Origin of the sequence: Pantoea sp. Lu_F5_004 (assembly GCF_051136245.1) — a bacterium.
GTDB lineage: Bacteria > Pseudomonadota > Gammaproteobacteria > Enterobacterales > Enterobacteriaceae > Pantoea > Pantoea agglomerans.
Genome location: NZ_CP194948.1, coordinates 72,979 through 87,082, shown reverse-complemented (window position 1 = coordinate 87,082; position 14,104 = coordinate 72,979). Strand labels below are relative to the sequence as shown.

Sequence of the window (14,104 nt, the reverse complement as noted above, 5' to 3'; positions counted from 1 at the left end):
ACATCCGTCAGCACCTTGCGGAACATCTGACGCGGCTCTGGCGTTACGGCTATGTGCTGTCACACAACCGTGACATGGCAGAAGAGCTGGTGCAGTCAACCTGCGTACGCGCGCTGGAACGCAGCGCGCAGTTCACGCCGGCCACGCGCATTGACCGATGGCTCTTTTCGATCCTTCACTCCATCTGGGCCAGTGATTTACGGGCGCGAAAGGTGCGGCAGGGACAGGGATTCGTGGATCCCGATGCGCTGCTGGCCGCAGATAACCACGTCACCAGCGACGAAAACCGCCATTTCCAGCGCATTATGCAACAGGTTAACGTCTTACCCGAGGCCCAGCGTAATGCCCTGTTTCTGGTGTATGTCGAAGGTCTGACCTATCAGGAGGCGGCAGAGACGCTCTCGGTTCCGATTGGCACGATTATGAGCCGTCTGGCCGCCGCACGTGCCACGCTGGCCAGACAGCCGGCGACCTCGCCCGCACCGCAGGAGAAACGGAGATGAACAGGGAAACTTTTACACCACCGTGGCGCGATGAGGCAATTGTTGCCTGGCTGGATGGTGAGATGACGCCACAGGAAGCCGTGCAGTTTGAGCAGGCGATGGCAGGGGATCCCGAACTGGCGGCACGGGTTGAGCATTTACAGCAAAGTAATCTCGATTTTGAACAGGCTTTTGCGCCGCTGCTGGAACAGGCACCGCAGGCCAGAATGGCACAGCAACTGGCAGCCATCACGGCACCAGAGTCAATGCCAGTCAAAGGCTACAGCCGTCGGGCACTGATTGCTGCGTCTGTCAGCTTTCTGTTAGTGGGCAGCGGCATTGGTTTCCTGGCAAGACCGGAAGATGATGAGAAAGATGAAAGCCAGAATATCCGCGATCTGGAGGCGCGTTATATGTCGCTCTACAGTGCTGAAACGCTGGCCGATACGCCTGATGACGCCGCCATATTGCAGAAGGGGCTGGACCGTACCCGACTCGATTTAGGATTGCAGCTGCATCCGCAGCAACTCAGCCTGCCAGGAGCTGAACTGAAAATGGTGCGGATCCTGCGCTACGAACGGACGTCGATTGCACAAATCGCCTGGCTGCATGCTGATTATGGCCCGATGGCGCTCTGTATCTCGCCTGCGCCGGATAACGCGAATCCCATCGCCCGTGAACAGCGCCATGGCATGCAGCTGGCCTGGTGGAAGCGTGACGGCTATCAGTATGTGCTGATTGGCCGCAACCCACCGGCCCAGCTGGCATCCACAGCGGAAACATTGCAGACAGCACTCAGTTAATCCGGCGGACCCTTCAGCAGTTACCGCTATAGCGGCTGTCTGCCCTGCGCGGCAATGGCCAGCGCAATGTTGACGCGATCATCAACCACCCCGACCAGCCGATCCATTCCGAAGGCTGAGCGGGAGATGGCGGTGGTGGCATGCAGCGCCAGCGAGCCTGAAGCCGGATCAATTGTCTTTCCGCTGTCCAGCGAGGCCAGCATCACGACTGGCCGGCTGACATTTTTAACCGTCAGTACACCAAAAATACGGTAATTCCCGCCACCCAGTGAGGCCACGCGACTGCTGACAAAGTGAATATTTGGGTAATGCTCTGCATCAAAAAACAGATTACTTTTCAGTTGCCAGGTTAACAGGCTGTTCGAGGCCACCAGCGTCCCTACCGGAATAGTCACTTCAATACGATCGTCACGGTCTTCATCAGGATTGAGTGTCACTGTGCCGGTCACACCCTGCAGTCTGGCCTGTGAAAATTCGTGACCAAAGGCGCGCCATGAAAGGCCTATCGACGTTTTATCGGGGGTAATGGCATAGGTTACCGGCGCGGCGTAAAGCACCGGGCTGAGCAGGGCTAACAGAGTGCATAAACAGGCGGCACGCATCATCACTATTTTCTCTTTTTTAGGCAGACCCAACGTTAACGCCTGAAACCGCGATCTTATTCACTTTTTTTAGCACTGTTTTTACCTTACAGGCACAGATAATCTGTCAGATATTAACTGACTGTCACATGAGATTCACCAAAGGACAAAGATTATTGTAAGGGCAGGATATTAATAACAAACAATATTAAGAATACATTAAGAAGGCTTTATTAATCTGTGTTTTTACTGAAATCGGCGTGGCGCTATTTTTTACCGATGTGAGGCTGTGATTCGCAGGCTGAATTTAGCCTATAAATATCAGTGTGTTAATTTTAATATTAAAAGTTTTCGTCTGATGGATGAGCTCGTTTCTGTGCTCATTACAGGAGAATCCTGCTGTTTTTAAACAAAATATCAATAAATCAAAAAGAGTAGTGGTCAGGGTGATTATTACTTCTTTAATAGTGAACTTTTCCGGAAATGATCAGCTTACTCCTGCCTGATTTTATTGTAATTAACACGCTTCATTTAATGTTCAGTTAACTTTCATGCGGTAGTTTGTATTAGCAGTCCGGCAACCTTAATTCCATAAAGGGAAAATAGGGTGTCGATAGCACCCTGGCCGACTGTTAGTCATTCGTTATTTCAATTCTTTTCCGGCGTTGTGCCTGATTAACAACGCGCGACAGCTTATGGGTTTGATCTGCAGGAGTTTTAGCATGGATTTTTTGCCATTTTCCCGGCCTTCATTCGGTGATGAAGAGCTCGCTGCTGTTAAAGCGGTATTTGACTCTGGCTGGATAACGACCGGGGCAAAATGCGCCGAACTGGAGCAGGCCTTTGTTCAGCTGACCGGTAACCAGCACGCCATCGCAGTAAGCTCTGCCACTGCCGGAATGCATGTCACGCTGATGGCGATGGGGATCGGGCCTGGCGATGAGGTGATCACGCCGTCCATGACCTGGGTCTCTACCCTGAACCTGATCACGCTGCTGGGTGCCACGCCGGTGATGATTGATGTGGATCCCGACAACCTGATGGTGACGCCGGAACGGATAGCGCAGGCGATTACGTCCCGCACCCGCGCCATTATTCCGGTGCATTACGCTGGTGCACCTGCCGATCTCGCGCCAATCTATCAACTGGCTCAACAGCATGGCATCGCCATCATTGAAGATGCGGCTCACGCCGTGGGCACCACTTATCATCAAAAACCGATCGGGCAGCGCGGTACGGCGATTTTCTCTTTCCACGCCATCAAAAATATCACCTGCGCGGAAGGAGGGCTGGTGGTGACCGATGACGCCGCTCTCGCAGATCGTATACGCAGCCTGAAATTTCATGGCCTGGCGGTGGATGCGTTTGATCGTCAGACCCAGGGACGTCTGCCGCAGGCGGAAGTCATGATGCCGGGCTTTAAATACAATCTGCCCGATATCAGCGCGGCGATTGCGCTGGTGCAGTTACAGAAACTGCCTGGCTTTATTGCCCGCCGCCGTGAGATTGCTGAACGCTATCTTGAAGCGCTGCGCATGCTGCCGTTCACGCCGCTGTCACTGCCCGCCTGGCCACATCAGCATGCGTGGCACCTGTTTATTATCCGCATCGATGAACAGCGCTGTGGTCTTTCGCGTGATGCCTTTATGCAGGCACTGAAGACGCGGGATATTGGCAGCGGTCTGCATTTCCGTGCGGCGCATACCCATAAATATTATCGCGAGCACTATCCCGATTTACGTCTTCCCGCCAGTGAACTTAACAGCCAGCAGATGTGTTCGATTCCACTGTTTCCGTCAATGACGGATCAGGATGTCGGACGTGTGATTCAGGCTTTACATGACATTGCCGGAGCCTGAGATGCGCGATATCAAACCGATCAATATGCTCTCGGTGGTCATCCCTGTCTATAACGAGCAGGAGAGTCTGCCGGAGCTGCTTCAGCGCACCTGCGCCACCTGTGACTCAATTAAGATTGAGTATGAAATTCTGCTGGTGGATGACGGCAGCAGCGATCGTTCTGCCGAACTGATTGAACAGGCCGCCACGGCTCCCGGCAGCCGGATAACCGGCGTGCTGCTCAACCGCAACTACGGTCAGCATTCCGCCATCATGGCCGGATTCAGCCAGGTCCGTGGCGATCTGATTATTACGCTGGATGCCGATCTGCAGAACCCGCCGGAAGAGATCCCGCGGCTGGTTGACGCCGCGCGTGAGGGTTATGACGTGGTGGGTACCGTCCGACAGCAGCGCCAGGACACCTGGTTCCGTCGTAAAGCCTCACGCACGCTCAACCGGCTGATTCAGCGGGTCACCGGCAAAGCGATGGGCGATTACGGCTGCATGCTGCGCGCCTATCGTCGCCACATCGTCGAGGCGATGCTCAACTGTCACGAGCGCAGCACTTTTATTCCGATTCTGGCCAACACCTTTGCCCGACACACCATTGAGCTGCCGGTCATCCACGCCGAGCGCGCCTTTGGCGATTCGAAATACAGCTTTATGCGCCTGATTAACCTGATGTACGACCTGGTGACCTGTCTGACCACCACGCCGCTGCGATTGCTCAGCGTGGTCGGCAGCCTGATTGCGCTCTCAGGCTTCGCCTTCTCTTTGGTGTTGATCGTGTTGCGACTCTTTTTTGGTGCGGCCTGGGCGGGTGACGGCGTCTTCGTGTTGTTCGCCGTGCTGTTCATGTTTATCGGCGCCCAGTTTGTGGGTATGGGACTGCTCGGGGAGTACATCGGGCGCATTTACAACGACGTTCGGGCGCGTCCGCGCTATTTCGTTCAACGCATTGTTCAGGCTCCAGAAGAGCCTTCAGTACAGGATAATCAATCATGAAGACCGTTGTTTTCGCCTATCACGACATGGGCTGTGTCGGCATCAATGCGCTGCTGAGTGCAGGCTATGAGATTACCGCCATTTTTACTCACAACGATGTGGCGACCGAAAACCACTTTTTCGGCTCAGTCGCCCGTCTGGCGGCAGAGCATGGCATTCCGGTCTATGCACCCGACGAGGCGAATCACCCGATCTGGCTTGACCGTATCCGCACTATGGCGCCAGAGATGATCTTCTCCTTCTACTATCGCCATCTGCTGAGCGATGAGATCCTGCAATGCGCCCCAAAGGGTGCTTTTAACCTGCACGGCTCGCTGCTGCCAAAATATCGCGGCCGGGCACCGCTGAACTGGGCGCTGGTCAACGGCGAGAATGAAACGGGCGTTACGCTACATCGCATGGTGAAGCGCGCGGATGCCGGTAATATTCTGGCGCAGCAGAAAGTCGCTATTGAAGATCAGGACAACGCGCTGACGCTGCATCGTAAACTAACCCAGGCTGCAGAGCAGTTGCTCGGCGACGTTTTACCTCGCCTGCGCAAGGGTGAAGTGAGTGAGTGGCCACAGGATGAAAGTCAGGCGACACGGGTAGATCGTCGCACGGCTGAAGATGGCCGCATTGACTGGAATCAGCCTGCTCAGACGATTCACAATCTGGTCAGAGCGGTTACCGATCCCTGGCCTGGCGCATTCGCCTTTGCCGGTTCGGTTAAATTTATTGTCTGGAAGAGCCGGGTTCATCCGCAGCAGCATCAGGCAAAGCCAGGGACGGTACTCTCTAAGCAGCCATTCCTGATCGCCTGTGGTGAGGGCGCGCTGGAAATCCAGACCGGCCAGTCCGAGCATGGCGTTTACATGAATGGCAGCCAGCTGGCGCAGAGTCTGGGCATCGTCCCTGGCGCACTGCTCTATTCAAAACCGCAGTCGGCGCTGCAACGTCGTACCCGCGTGCTGATCCTTGGCGTTAACGGCTTTATCGGTAACCATCTTACCGAGCGGTTGTTACAGGATGAGCATTTCGAGGTCTATGGCCTGGATATCAGTTCAGACGCGATCAGCCGCTTCCTGGATCATCCGCGCTTCCATTTCGTCGAAGGGGATATCGCTATCCATTCCGAATGGATTGAGTATCACATCAAAAAATGCGACGTCATTCTGCCGCTGGTGGCCATCGCCACGCCGATTGAGTACACCCGCAATCCACTGCGCGTGTTTGAACTCGATTTCGAAGAGAACCTGAAAATCATTCGCGACTGCGTAAAGTATCAGAAACGCATCATTTTCCCATCCACTTCAGAAGTCTACGGCATGTGTACCGATGACAGCTTCGATGAGGATTGCTCTAATCTGGTCGTCGGGCCGATCAACAAACAGCGCTGGATCTACTCGGTATCCAAACAGCTGCTGGACCGCGTTATCTGGGCCTACGGCGAAAAAGAGGGGCTGCGTTTTACCCTGTTCCGTCCGTTCAACTGGATGGGACCACGTCTGGATAACCTTAATGCAGCACGCATCGGCAGTTCCCGCGCGATCACTCAGCTCATCCTTAACCTGGTAGAAGGTTCGCCCATTAAGCTGATCGACGGCGGCAAACAGAAGCGCTGCTTTACCGATATTCAGGATGGCGTTGAGGCGCTATTCCGCATTATCGAAAACAAACAGCTGAATTGTGATGGTCAGATCATCAATATCGGTAATCCGGACAACGAAGCCAGTATTAAAGAGCTGGCAGAGCAGCTGCTGGCCAGCTTTGAGCGTCATCCGCTGCGCAGCCAGTTCCCGCCGTTTGCCGGTTTCCGCGAGGTAGAAAGCAGCAGCTACTACGGCAAAGGCTATCAGGATGTGGAGCACCGTAAACCGGCTATCCGCAATGCGCGTCGCTTACTCGGCTGGACCCCGACCGTGACGATGGATGTCACTATCGACAACACGCTCGACTTCTTCCTGCGCACCGTTGAGCCACAGGCTGATAAGTGATGAAGAAGATCGGTCTGCGGATTGACGTAGATACCTGGCGCGGCACGAAGCAGGGCGTGCCGGCGCTGCTTGAGCTGTTCCGGCGTCATGCGGTGCGGGGCAGCTTTTTCTTCAGCGTGGGACCAGACAACATGGGCCGCCATCTCTGGCGGCTGGTGAAACCGGCGTTTCTTATGAAGATGCTGCGCTCCCGCGCCGCATCGCTCTATGGCTGGGACATCCTGCTCGCCGGAACGGCCTGGCCGGGAAAGCAGATGGGACGGGAATTGCGGCACATCATTCAGGACGCCACTCGTCAGCACGAAGTCGGTCTGCACGCCTGGGACCACTTTGCCTGGCAGACCTGGGCCGGCGTCTGGCCGCAGGATAAGCTGGTTGAGCAGATAGCACGCGGCACCGAAACGCTGAGTGAGATACTCGGTCATCCTGTCAGCTGTTCGGCCGTCGCGGGCTGGCGAGCCGATGGCCGGGTGATCGCCGCCAAACAGGACTTTGGCTTTCACTACAACAGCGACTGTCGCGGCAGCGGCCCGTTCCGGCCCATGTTGCCGGATGGACAGATCGGTACCGTACAGATTCCGGTAACGTTGCCCACATGGGATGAAGTGGTTGGCCGCGAGGTCAGCGCAGAAGGCTATAACGACTACATTCTGGCGAAAATGCTCTCTTCTGACGATGGGGCGGTATACACCGTGCATGCCGAAGTCGAAGGGATTATCGGCTACCCGGACTTTGACCAGCTGCTGGCTGCTGCGGCCCGTCACGGCATTCAGTTCTGTCCGTTAAGCGAGCTGCTGCCCGACGATCTGAGTACCTTGCCGGTGGGCAGGGTAGTCAGAGGCGAAATCCCCGGACGCGAAGGGTGGCTGGGCTGCCAGAAACTGACTGAAGAGGCGAACTAGTGCGGATACATAACAACACGAAGTGGCTACTTTTTTTCAGCTTTTTTATTCTCTATTACCTGCTTCCGCCCATGTTCCGCGACCTCTGGCAACCGGATGAGACCCGTTATGCGGAGATCAGCCGGGAGATGCTGACAACCGGTAACTGGGTGACGCCACACTTTTTTGGCCTGCGCTATTTTGAAAAACCGATTGCCGGCTACTGGGTCAACTCGCTGGGCCAGTGGCTGTTTGGCCACAACAACTTTGGTGTGCGGGCGGGATCGATATTCTCCACGGCGATGACCGCCGTGCTGATCTACTGGCTCGGCAGGCGGCTGTTTGGTTCGGCACGCACGGCTGCCGTCGGCACGATTATTTTCCTTAGTTCGCTGCTGGTTTATGCTGTCGGCACCTATGCGGTGCTCGATCCGATGCTGATGCTCTGGCTGGCGGCCGCGATGTGCAGCTTCTGGCTGTCGACGGAGGCCAGCGGACGCGCCGGGCGGGCGGGCGGCTATCTGCTGCTTGGCCTCGCCTGCGGCATGGGGTTTATGACCAAAGGCTTTCTGGCGCTGGCAGTGCCGGTGCTGGCTATTCTGCCGTGGGCGATCTGGCGGCAGCGACTGCGCGAACTGCTCTGCTTCGGACCGCTGGCGCTGCTCTCAGCCGCGGCGATCAGCGCACCCTGGGCGCTGGCGATCTATCATCAGGCACCGGATTTCTGGCACTACTTCTTCTGGGTTGAGCATATCCAGCGCTTTGCCGAGGACAATGCCCAGCACAAAGCGCCTTTCTGGTATTACCTGCCGGTTCTGCTGCTGGGAACGCTGCCGTGGCTGGCGCTGTTGCCGGGCGCATTGATGACCGGCTGGCGCGAGCGTCAGCAGCATCCCGGCGCGCTCTATCTGCTGAGCTGGACGGTGATGCCGCTGCTGTTTTTCAGCCTGGCAAAAGGCAAGCTGCCAACCTATATCCTGCCCTGTTTTGTGCCGCTGTCGCTGCTGATGGCGCACTATGGCCTGAACGCCGCGCAGCGGGCAGGGCGCGCATTAACAGTCAATGGCTGGCTCAACCTGATTTTCGGCATCATTACTCTGGCAACGGTCGTGCTGGTGCTCGCTCCCTGGAGCGTGACGCATCATCCGCTGTTCGCCACGCATGAGATGCTGAAACTTGCGCTGGGGGCACTGGCATTTCTCATCTGGGGGCTGGTGGGCGCATATAGCTGCCGCTCTGCACAACGTCGCTGGCTGGCGGCCGCGCTTTGCCCGCTGGGCGTCGCCCTGTTTATTGGCACGGCGATCCCGGATAAAATCCGCGACGCCAAACAGCCGCAGCGCTTTGTCTCGACGATTAGCCAGCGTCTGGCCTCAAGTCACTTTATCCTGGCGGACAATCCCGGCGTGGCATCTGCCGCAGCCTGGCATCTGCAACGCAGCGATATCGGCTTCTATGACACCAAAGGCGAGCTGGAATATGGGCTGAGCTACCCGGATGCGCAATCCCGCTTTGTCTCTCAGGCGGACTTCGGCGGCTGGCTTGCCGATCATCGCCGTACAGGAAGCGTATCACTGCTGTTGCTGGTTGATTCAGTACACAGTGATATCGGCGAGGATGTTCCGGTGCCGGACGCCGTCTATCGCCAGGGCAGGCTGGTCTGCCTCTATTACAGTCAGATGAAGTGATGCTGCTGCTGATTGTACTGGTCAGTCTGCTCAGTTGCAGCGCGCAACTGTGCCAGAAACAGGCGACTCACGCGGCATCGCGCCGGGTCCGCTTAAGCTGGATTGGGGTGAGCGTGCTGTTGCTGGGTGTTGCGATGCTTCTCTGGCTGCTGGTGCTGCAGCGGGTGCCTGTCAGCCAGGCCTATCCGATGCTGAGCCTTAACTTTATTTTCGTTGCGCTGGCAGGACGCATCCTCTGGCGCGAGCGCCTGACGCTGCGCCAGATCGCCGGCACGCTACTGGTGGTAACGGGTGTGGCGCTGATGGCGAGCCAGCTATGAAAGGGTATGGATGGGTCGCATGCAGTGTGCTGCTGGTCTCAGCGGCACAGCTGATGATGCGCTGGGCGATGCCGCGTCTGCCCGATGTCAGCAGCATAACGTCGCTGCCTGCTGTTGCCCTGCTGCCCGCCTTGCTGCTGCTGGCCGGGCTGGGCGCTTATGGTGTTTCGATGCTCTGCTGGATTCGGGCGCTGCGCTATTTTCCGCTGAACCGGGTCTATCCGCTGCTCAGCCTCAGTTATGTGCTGGTGTGGCTGGTGGCTGTCTGTTTGCCGGTATTCCATGAGGCGTTCAGCTGGCACAGCCTGGCGGGCGTAGTGATTATTGTCATCGGCCTGCTGTGTATCGTGGTTAAGCCCTGAACAAAAAAATTAGCATTTCCGCATTATAAATCCTGTTTATTACCGTTTTCGGGCAGAAATTAATGCTGCCATGATAGGCATATTATCGTTTTAGTGTTAAAAATCCTTTTTGTTACCGTTTTCGGACAACTAATAAAGGATTCACTATGCTGGTCGGCTTTAGCGCACTGCGCGAACGTTATTCTATCAAACTGGCGCAGCCATTACGCGTTAAGTCAGCTATTGGAACGGTACGCTCTCATCATGAGAGCCAGGGGCAGGTGGAAAAACATTATCCACCTGGCTATCAACCGGAAGATGATTTTGCCGGTCACTTTGCCTTTGGTCTCAAGTACGAAGAGATTCACCTGGAGTTTTTTGCCCGCCTGTTTACCGCTGTCGGCCCGGAACCTCTGGAGGCGTGGTGTCGTCAGGAGCCGTTCGGACAGTATGCGCGACGGGTTGGCTTTTTCTATGAATGGTTGACCGGCAACACGCTGCAGGTACCGGATGTCACCAATGGAGGCTATATTGAGGCCATTTCATCCAAAGCCTATCTGACCCGAACGACAGTAAAGCGCGTCAGACGGTGGCGCATCAATGATAACTTGCCAGGATGTGTGGATTTCTGCCCGCTGGTGCGCAGGACCGCGGCCGTTGAACAGGCGCTTAAGTTCGATCTCAATGATGCCTTAAACGATCTGGATAATGCCTTTGGCACAGACATTCTGATGCGCACTGCCAGTTGGCTGACATTTAAAGAGTCGCGCGCCAGTTTTCTGATTGAGAAAGAGTCGGATCAGGGCGACCGCATTCAGCGTTTTGCTCACGTCATTGCGCAGTATTGCGGACAGCTTGACGATCCGCTCAGTGATACCAGCCTGTATACCATACAGCAGGGCATTCTTGGCCAGGACGCATTGGGTTTGGGCCTGCGCCGCTCACCCGTGTTTGTCGGGCAATCGACAATGCGTGAAGATATCGTCCACTATATTGCGCCACACTATGATGATGTCCCTCGCTTCATGCAGGGCCTGAAAGCCTTTGACATGGCGACGCGGGGAGCCGCGCCACTGGCGCGTGCCGCTGTTATTGCGTTTGGCTTCGTCTATATCCACCCGATGCGTGATGGCAATGGCCGCATCCATCGATTTTTGGTCAATGACACGCTGATTCGTGACGGAGCGATACCGGATGGTGTCATCCTGCCGGTCTCAGCCACTATCACCAGCTCGATGGATTTTCGGGTCGGTTATGACCGCACGCTAGATGTATTTTCTAAACGGCTGATGCAGCGCTATGCGGGTTGCTATCGGTTTGGCGAGCTCAAAACCTATGAAGATGGCACGCTGAGTAATTTCAGTTTTAGCGACTATGAGGATGCCCGTTTCACCTGGCGTTATCCCGACTTAACCGAGCATGTGCTCTATACCTGCAAAGTTATAGAGCACACCGTTCGAAAAGAGATGGCTGATGAAGCGCGCGTATTGGTGATATTTCAGCGTGCACAGCAGCGTCTGAAGGAAGTCGTTGAAATGCCCGATCAGGACGCGAGTCGCATTATTCGTTCGCTGAAGGAAAATGGCTGGCAGATCTCAGGCAAGCTTAAAAAAACGTTCCCGTTGCTCGAAGATATCACGCTCTCCGGGCGCATCGTGGAAGCGGTCAGATCGGCGTTTGAGACGCAGGCAGAATGACTGCCTGGGTTTCACCGCGAATCCCTGCGCACTATGCTCAGCACAGCGGTTTAAGCTGTGCTGCCAGCGCCTGGATATCGCTAACGATCAAATCAGGCGCAGGTGCCAGCGGATAAGGTACCTGGCCGTTGCGGGTAACAAAGGCGGTTTTCATCCCTGTACGTTTTGCGCCACCCACATCCCAGCCATGCGCCGCCACCATCATGCACGCTGCGGCGTGTTGGCCCATTTCCTCCATTGCCCACTGATAGACTCTGAGATCGGGTTTATACACCTGCACCTGTTCCACGCTAAGGATGCGGGTGAACAGCGGTGCCAGTCCGGCTGAACTGAGTTGTTTTTCAGCCAGCGCGGCTGAGGAATTGGTCAGTGCAACCAGCGTAAATCCCTGCTGCTTCAGGGTAGCCAGTCCTGCGGCAACGTCCGGATGGGCGGGCATGGTTGCAATAATGTCAGCCAGCGGCGTCGCGTCAGCTGGCAGAGTGACGCCGTAACGCGAAGCGGTCATCTTCAGTACCGCTTCGGCAATATCACCAAAGCTGTGCCAGCTGCCGGTCACTGATTCGACCAGTGAATGATGCAACAGAGAGGTAAACCAGGCCTCGGCGCGCTCCGGCCTGTTACCAAGCCGCTGCGCGACAACCTGGCTCAGTTCTTTGGTGTCCAGAAGGGTTTCATTGACATCGAAAAACAGGATGCCGCTTAAGGGTTCGGGGCTAGTAAGGCTGGACATAAGGGTCTCCGGCTGGCTTGTAGGGTGTGATGCTTAGGCATTATGGGCGCTGATTGAAGGTAGGTTACTAGAAGGGATTGCTCAAGATTAGAGGGCGGTAGAGACTAAAATTGTGGAATTACATCAAATACCAATGGTGCGCATAATACTAATTATGTTAAATTTGAATGAATTAAGATAATGTGAAGGGTTGTTGCTCTCTCTTCTCTTCTTAAACAGCATCTGTATATATTCCATTATAACTTCCTCTCGTTCCCTCCCTGTCGTACGGTTTACACATAGAGAGAATAATTTATTATCTCTGGAACGGTAAAATCTACAGGGAGAGTAAAAATGGATGCTGCACTACTTTCAATGATGCGTTCAGGTGGCCGCAACCGGGCATGGGCCGAAACAATGGTTAATCTGGAAGCGAGAAAGCTGGTAGAAGCCGCTAACGTAATTTCAGGCTTTCATCTGCGCGACAGCCTCACGCGACTTCAGTTTGTTCAGGAGATCAGGGATGTCGTTGAGAAACAGTTTGCCGCAGCACGTCAGGCCAGGACCGACGAAAACTGTATAGCCTGTATAAAAAACCTACGGAAAGAGACTGAGAACCTTCGTGAACAGGATCGCCTGCTACGGATGCAGACCGCAAAACTCATCGCTAAAGTGGAGTTTGTCCGGGACAATAACGAAATTGTCGGGTACGTCATATCTGCGGTACATATCGTTTTATCCGGGGTTGCCATGTTTGGCGGGATGATCATGATCTCTTCCATGATCCCCATCGGTATGCTAGCCGGTGCCACGCTGTTCATTGACGGCGTAAATGGCATATCGAAGGAAGTCAGTCATCTCCGTTACGGCAAAGAGTCGCACTCTGAAGGAATTTTTGCAGACGGGGCAATGGAGGCTGCGCAGTTCATGGGATTCAGCCCGAACACAGGACTGGCACTTTACAATGCTGCTACACTGAGCGCCAGCGTGTACGGTGTTTTTGGTCTGGCAAGAAAACCCGGCGCGTGGCGTCTGTTCCGGTGGTTGCCCCGTGATTATTACCGGAAAGTTGATACCATGAGCAGACCAAAATTAACGATGAAAATCGTGGACTATGGCGTCAAAGCGAAAGTGATTTTTGACCTTATCACGACCGATCAGCAGAGTCGCTAATTTCTGTTCGCTCTCTGGTATCGCCAGGACTTATAAGACAACACAGGCGGTTGTACAAATATGGCAACCGCACAACCGCAGAGCAGCGCAATTCCACCGGAAAAAACGGTCTCGCTGGAGCCAACAAAGAGCAAAAAAATAAAGATAGCAAGACAACACAGCACAACGGTCAGCGCTATTGTGAAGCGTCTGGACAGATCCTGAATGGCATCCCCCAGGGAACCGCCATAACTTTCCAGGTTGTTTTTGACTTTTCGCAGGTCTGCGGAGCTAAAGCCTGAGCGCAGCAGGGCATCTTCACTTACTATCATTGCTTTTCATCCTTAAAATGCTCCAGAGAACACCACAAGATATAACAAAAAGTGGTCCGGTTATCGAGCCCGGCTTTCCCCACATTGACCCGACTACTATTAGATGTCATACGTGAGATTTCCCTGCAAGCTATTGATAATATTACACCTAAGTCATCGCGCAGCCAGAAAGGAATTTGTCATGTGTTCCAGCTTTTTCGGGTTTTACGGCGTATCAAAACAGGCCGTAGCTAACGTTTTCATCTCTGCCAACACAATATACGTTTTTGATGCCAACGTCCTCCTGACCCTTATT

The 14,104-nt window shown here is 54.8% G+C and carries 14 protein-coding genes; 11 read left to right on the top strand and 3 right to left on the bottom strand.

Going from position 1 to position 14,104, the window contains the following annotated elements; translation table 11 throughout:
* Nucleotides 1–53 precede the first annotated feature (53 nt).
* Nucleotides 54–503: a sigma-70 family RNA polymerase sigma factor gene (locus tag ACR8BN_RS22215; RefSeq protein ID WP_434747815.1), complete on the top strand. Its 450-nt coding sequence runs from the start codon at nt 54–56 to the stop codon at nt 501–503.
* The gene (locus ACR8BN_RS22210) at nt 500–1,285 is read left to right on the top strand and encodes an anti-sigma factor family protein (protein ID WP_434747814.1); all 786 of its coding nucleotides are present in this window, start codon (nt 500–502) and stop codon (nt 1,283–1,285) included. The genes ACR8BN_RS22215 and ACR8BN_RS22210 overlap by 4 nt, the downstream gene beginning before the upstream one ends.
* A gap of 26 nt (nt 1,286–1,311) precedes the next feature.
* Here ACR8BN_RS22210 and ACR8BN_RS22205 read toward each other — a convergent pair whose 3' ends face one another.
* On the bottom strand, nt 1,312–1,890 hold the full coding sequence (locus ACR8BN_RS22205; RefSeq protein ID WP_031593855.1) for a YceI family protein: 579 nt from the start codon (nt 1,888–1,890) through the stop codon (nt 1,312–1,314).
* A 698-nt stretch (nt 1,891–2,588) separates the two neighbouring features.
* On the opposite strand from ACR8BN_RS22205, the gene arnB reads away from it, so the two are divergent.
* From arnB to ACR8BN_RS22165, 8 genes are all read left to right on the top strand, one after another.
* Complete coding sequence (gene arnB, locus ACR8BN_RS22200; RefSeq protein ID WP_434747813.1) at nt 2,589–3,725, top strand: UDP-4-amino-4-deoxy-L-arabinose aminotransferase; 1,137 nt, start codon at nt 2,589–2,591, stop codon at nt 3,723–3,725.
* 1 nt (nt 3,726) lies between these two features.
* Nucleotides 3,727–4,710, top strand: a complete 984-nt coding sequence (arnC, locus tag ACR8BN_RS22195) for an undecaprenyl-phosphate 4-deoxy-4-formamido-L-arabinose transferase (RefSeq protein ID WP_069027197.1) — start codon at nt 3,727–3,729, stop codon at nt 4,708–4,710.
* Nucleotides 4,707–6,686 (top strand): bifunctional UDP-4-amino-4-deoxy-L-arabinose formyltransferase/UDP-glucuronic acid oxidase ArnA, encoded by a 1,980-nt coding sequence (arnA, locus tag ACR8BN_RS22190; protein ID WP_434747854.1) that lies wholly within the window; start codon nt 4,707–4,709, stop codon nt 6,684–6,686. Before arnC ends, arnA begins: the two co-directional genes overlap by 4 nt.
* Nucleotides 6,686–7,588 carry a 4-deoxy-4-formamido-L-arabinose-phosphoundecaprenol deformylase gene (gene arnD, locus ACR8BN_RS22185; protein WP_434747853.1) on the top strand — a complete coding sequence of 301 codons (903 nt, stop codon included), beginning with the start codon at nt 6,686–6,688 and terminating at the stop codon, nt 7,586–7,588. Before arnA ends, arnD begins: the two co-directional genes overlap by 1 nt.
* The gene (gene arnT / locus ACR8BN_RS22180; protein WP_208443724.1) at nt 7,588–9,255 is read left to right on the top strand and encodes a lipid IV(A) 4-amino-4-deoxy-L-arabinosyltransferase; all 1,668 of its coding nucleotides are present in this window, start codon (nt 7,588–7,590) and stop codon (nt 9,253–9,255) included. The genes arnD and arnT overlap by 1 nt, the downstream gene beginning before the upstream one ends.
* Complete coding sequence (arnE, locus tag ACR8BN_RS22175; protein ID WP_022624286.1) at nt 9,255–9,575, top strand: 4-amino-4-deoxy-L-arabinose-phosphoundecaprenol flippase subunit ArnE; 321 nt, start codon at nt 9,255–9,257, stop codon at nt 9,573–9,575. The genes arnT and arnE overlap by 1 nt, the downstream gene beginning before the upstream one ends.
* Complete coding sequence (gene arnF, locus ACR8BN_RS22170) at nt 9,572–9,937, top strand: 4-amino-4-deoxy-L-arabinose-phosphoundecaprenol flippase subunit ArnF (RefSeq protein ID WP_010257128.1); 366 nt, start codon at nt 9,572–9,574, stop codon at nt 9,935–9,937. The genes arnE and arnF overlap by 4 nt, the downstream gene beginning before the upstream one ends.
* 146 nt (nt 9,938–10,083) lie before the next feature.
* Nucleotides 10,084–11,613, top strand: a complete 1,530-nt coding sequence (locus ACR8BN_RS22165) for a Fic family protein (RefSeq protein ID WP_434747852.1) — start codon at nt 10,084–10,086, stop codon at nt 11,611–11,613.
* Nucleotides 11,614–11,650: 37 nt separating this feature from the next.
* Here ACR8BN_RS22165 and ACR8BN_RS22160 read toward each other — a convergent pair whose 3' ends face one another.
* Entirely contained in the window at nt 11,651–12,346 is a 696-nt protein-coding gene (locus ACR8BN_RS22160) for a haloacid dehalogenase type II (RefSeq protein ID WP_434747851.1), read from the bottom strand.
* A gap of 333 nt (nt 12,347–12,679) precedes the next feature.
* Between ACR8BN_RS22160 and ACR8BN_RS22155 the strand changes: the two genes are divergently transcribed.
* The gene (locus ACR8BN_RS22155) at nt 12,680–13,498 is read left to right on the top strand and encodes a DUF4225 domain-containing protein (protein WP_434747850.1); all 819 of its coding nucleotides are present in this window, start codon (nt 12,680–12,682) and stop codon (nt 13,496–13,498) included.
* Here ACR8BN_RS22155 and ACR8BN_RS22150 read toward each other — a convergent pair.
* Nucleotides 13,495–13,809 carry a hypothetical protein gene (locus ACR8BN_RS22150; RefSeq protein ID WP_031593845.1) on the bottom strand — a complete coding sequence of 105 codons (315 nt, stop codon included), beginning with the start codon at nt 13,807–13,809 and terminating at the stop codon, nt 13,495–13,497. The two genes, ACR8BN_RS22155 and ACR8BN_RS22150, sit on opposite strands and share 4 nt — an antisense overlap.
* Nucleotides 13,810–14,104 lie beyond the last annotated feature (295 nt).

Coding starts and splice junctions, on each gene's coding strand:
- ACR8BN_RS22210 (WP_434747814.1), top strand. CDS start 500: ATGAACAGGGAAACTTTTACACCACCGTGGCGCGATGAGGCAATTGTT.
- ACR8BN_RS22205 (WP_031593855.1), bottom strand. CDS start 1,890: ATGATGCGTGCCGCCTGTTTATGCACTCTGTTAGCCCTGCTCAGCCCG.
- arnB (WP_434747813.1), top strand. CDS start 2,589: ATGGATTTTTTGCCATTTTCCCGGCCTTCATTCGGTGATGAAGAGCTC.
- arnC (WP_069027197.1), top strand. CDS start 3,727: ATGCGCGATATCAAACCGATCAATATGCTCTCGGTGGTCATCCCTGTC.
- arnA (WP_434747854.1), top strand. CDS start 4,707: ATGAAGACCGTTGTTTTCGCCTATCACGACATGGGCTGTGTCGGCATC.
- arnD (WP_434747853.1), top strand. CDS start 6,686: ATGAAGAAGATCGGTCTGCGGATTGACGTAGATACCTGGCGCGGCACG.
- arnE (WP_022624286.1), top strand. CDS start 9,255: ATGCTGCTGCTGATTGTACTGGTCAGTCTGCTCAGTTGCAGCGCGCAA.
- arnF (WP_010257128.1), top strand. CDS start 9,572: ATGAAAGGGTATGGATGGGTCGCATGCAGTGTGCTGCTGGTCTCAGCG.
- ACR8BN_RS22165 (WP_434747852.1), top strand. CDS start 10,084: ATGCTGGTCGGCTTTAGCGCACTGCGCGAACGTTATTCTATCAAACTG.
- ACR8BN_RS22160 (WP_434747851.1), bottom strand. CDS start 12,346: ATGTCCAGCCTTACTAGCCCCGAACCCTTAAGCGGCATCCTGTTTTTC.
- ACR8BN_RS22155 (WP_434747850.1), top strand. CDS start 12,680: ATGGATGCTGCACTACTTTCAATGATGCGTTCAGGTGGCCGCAACCGG.
- ACR8BN_RS22150 (WP_031593845.1), bottom strand. CDS start 13,809: ATGATAGTAAGTGAAGATGCCCTGCTGCGCTCAGGCTTTAGCTCCGCA.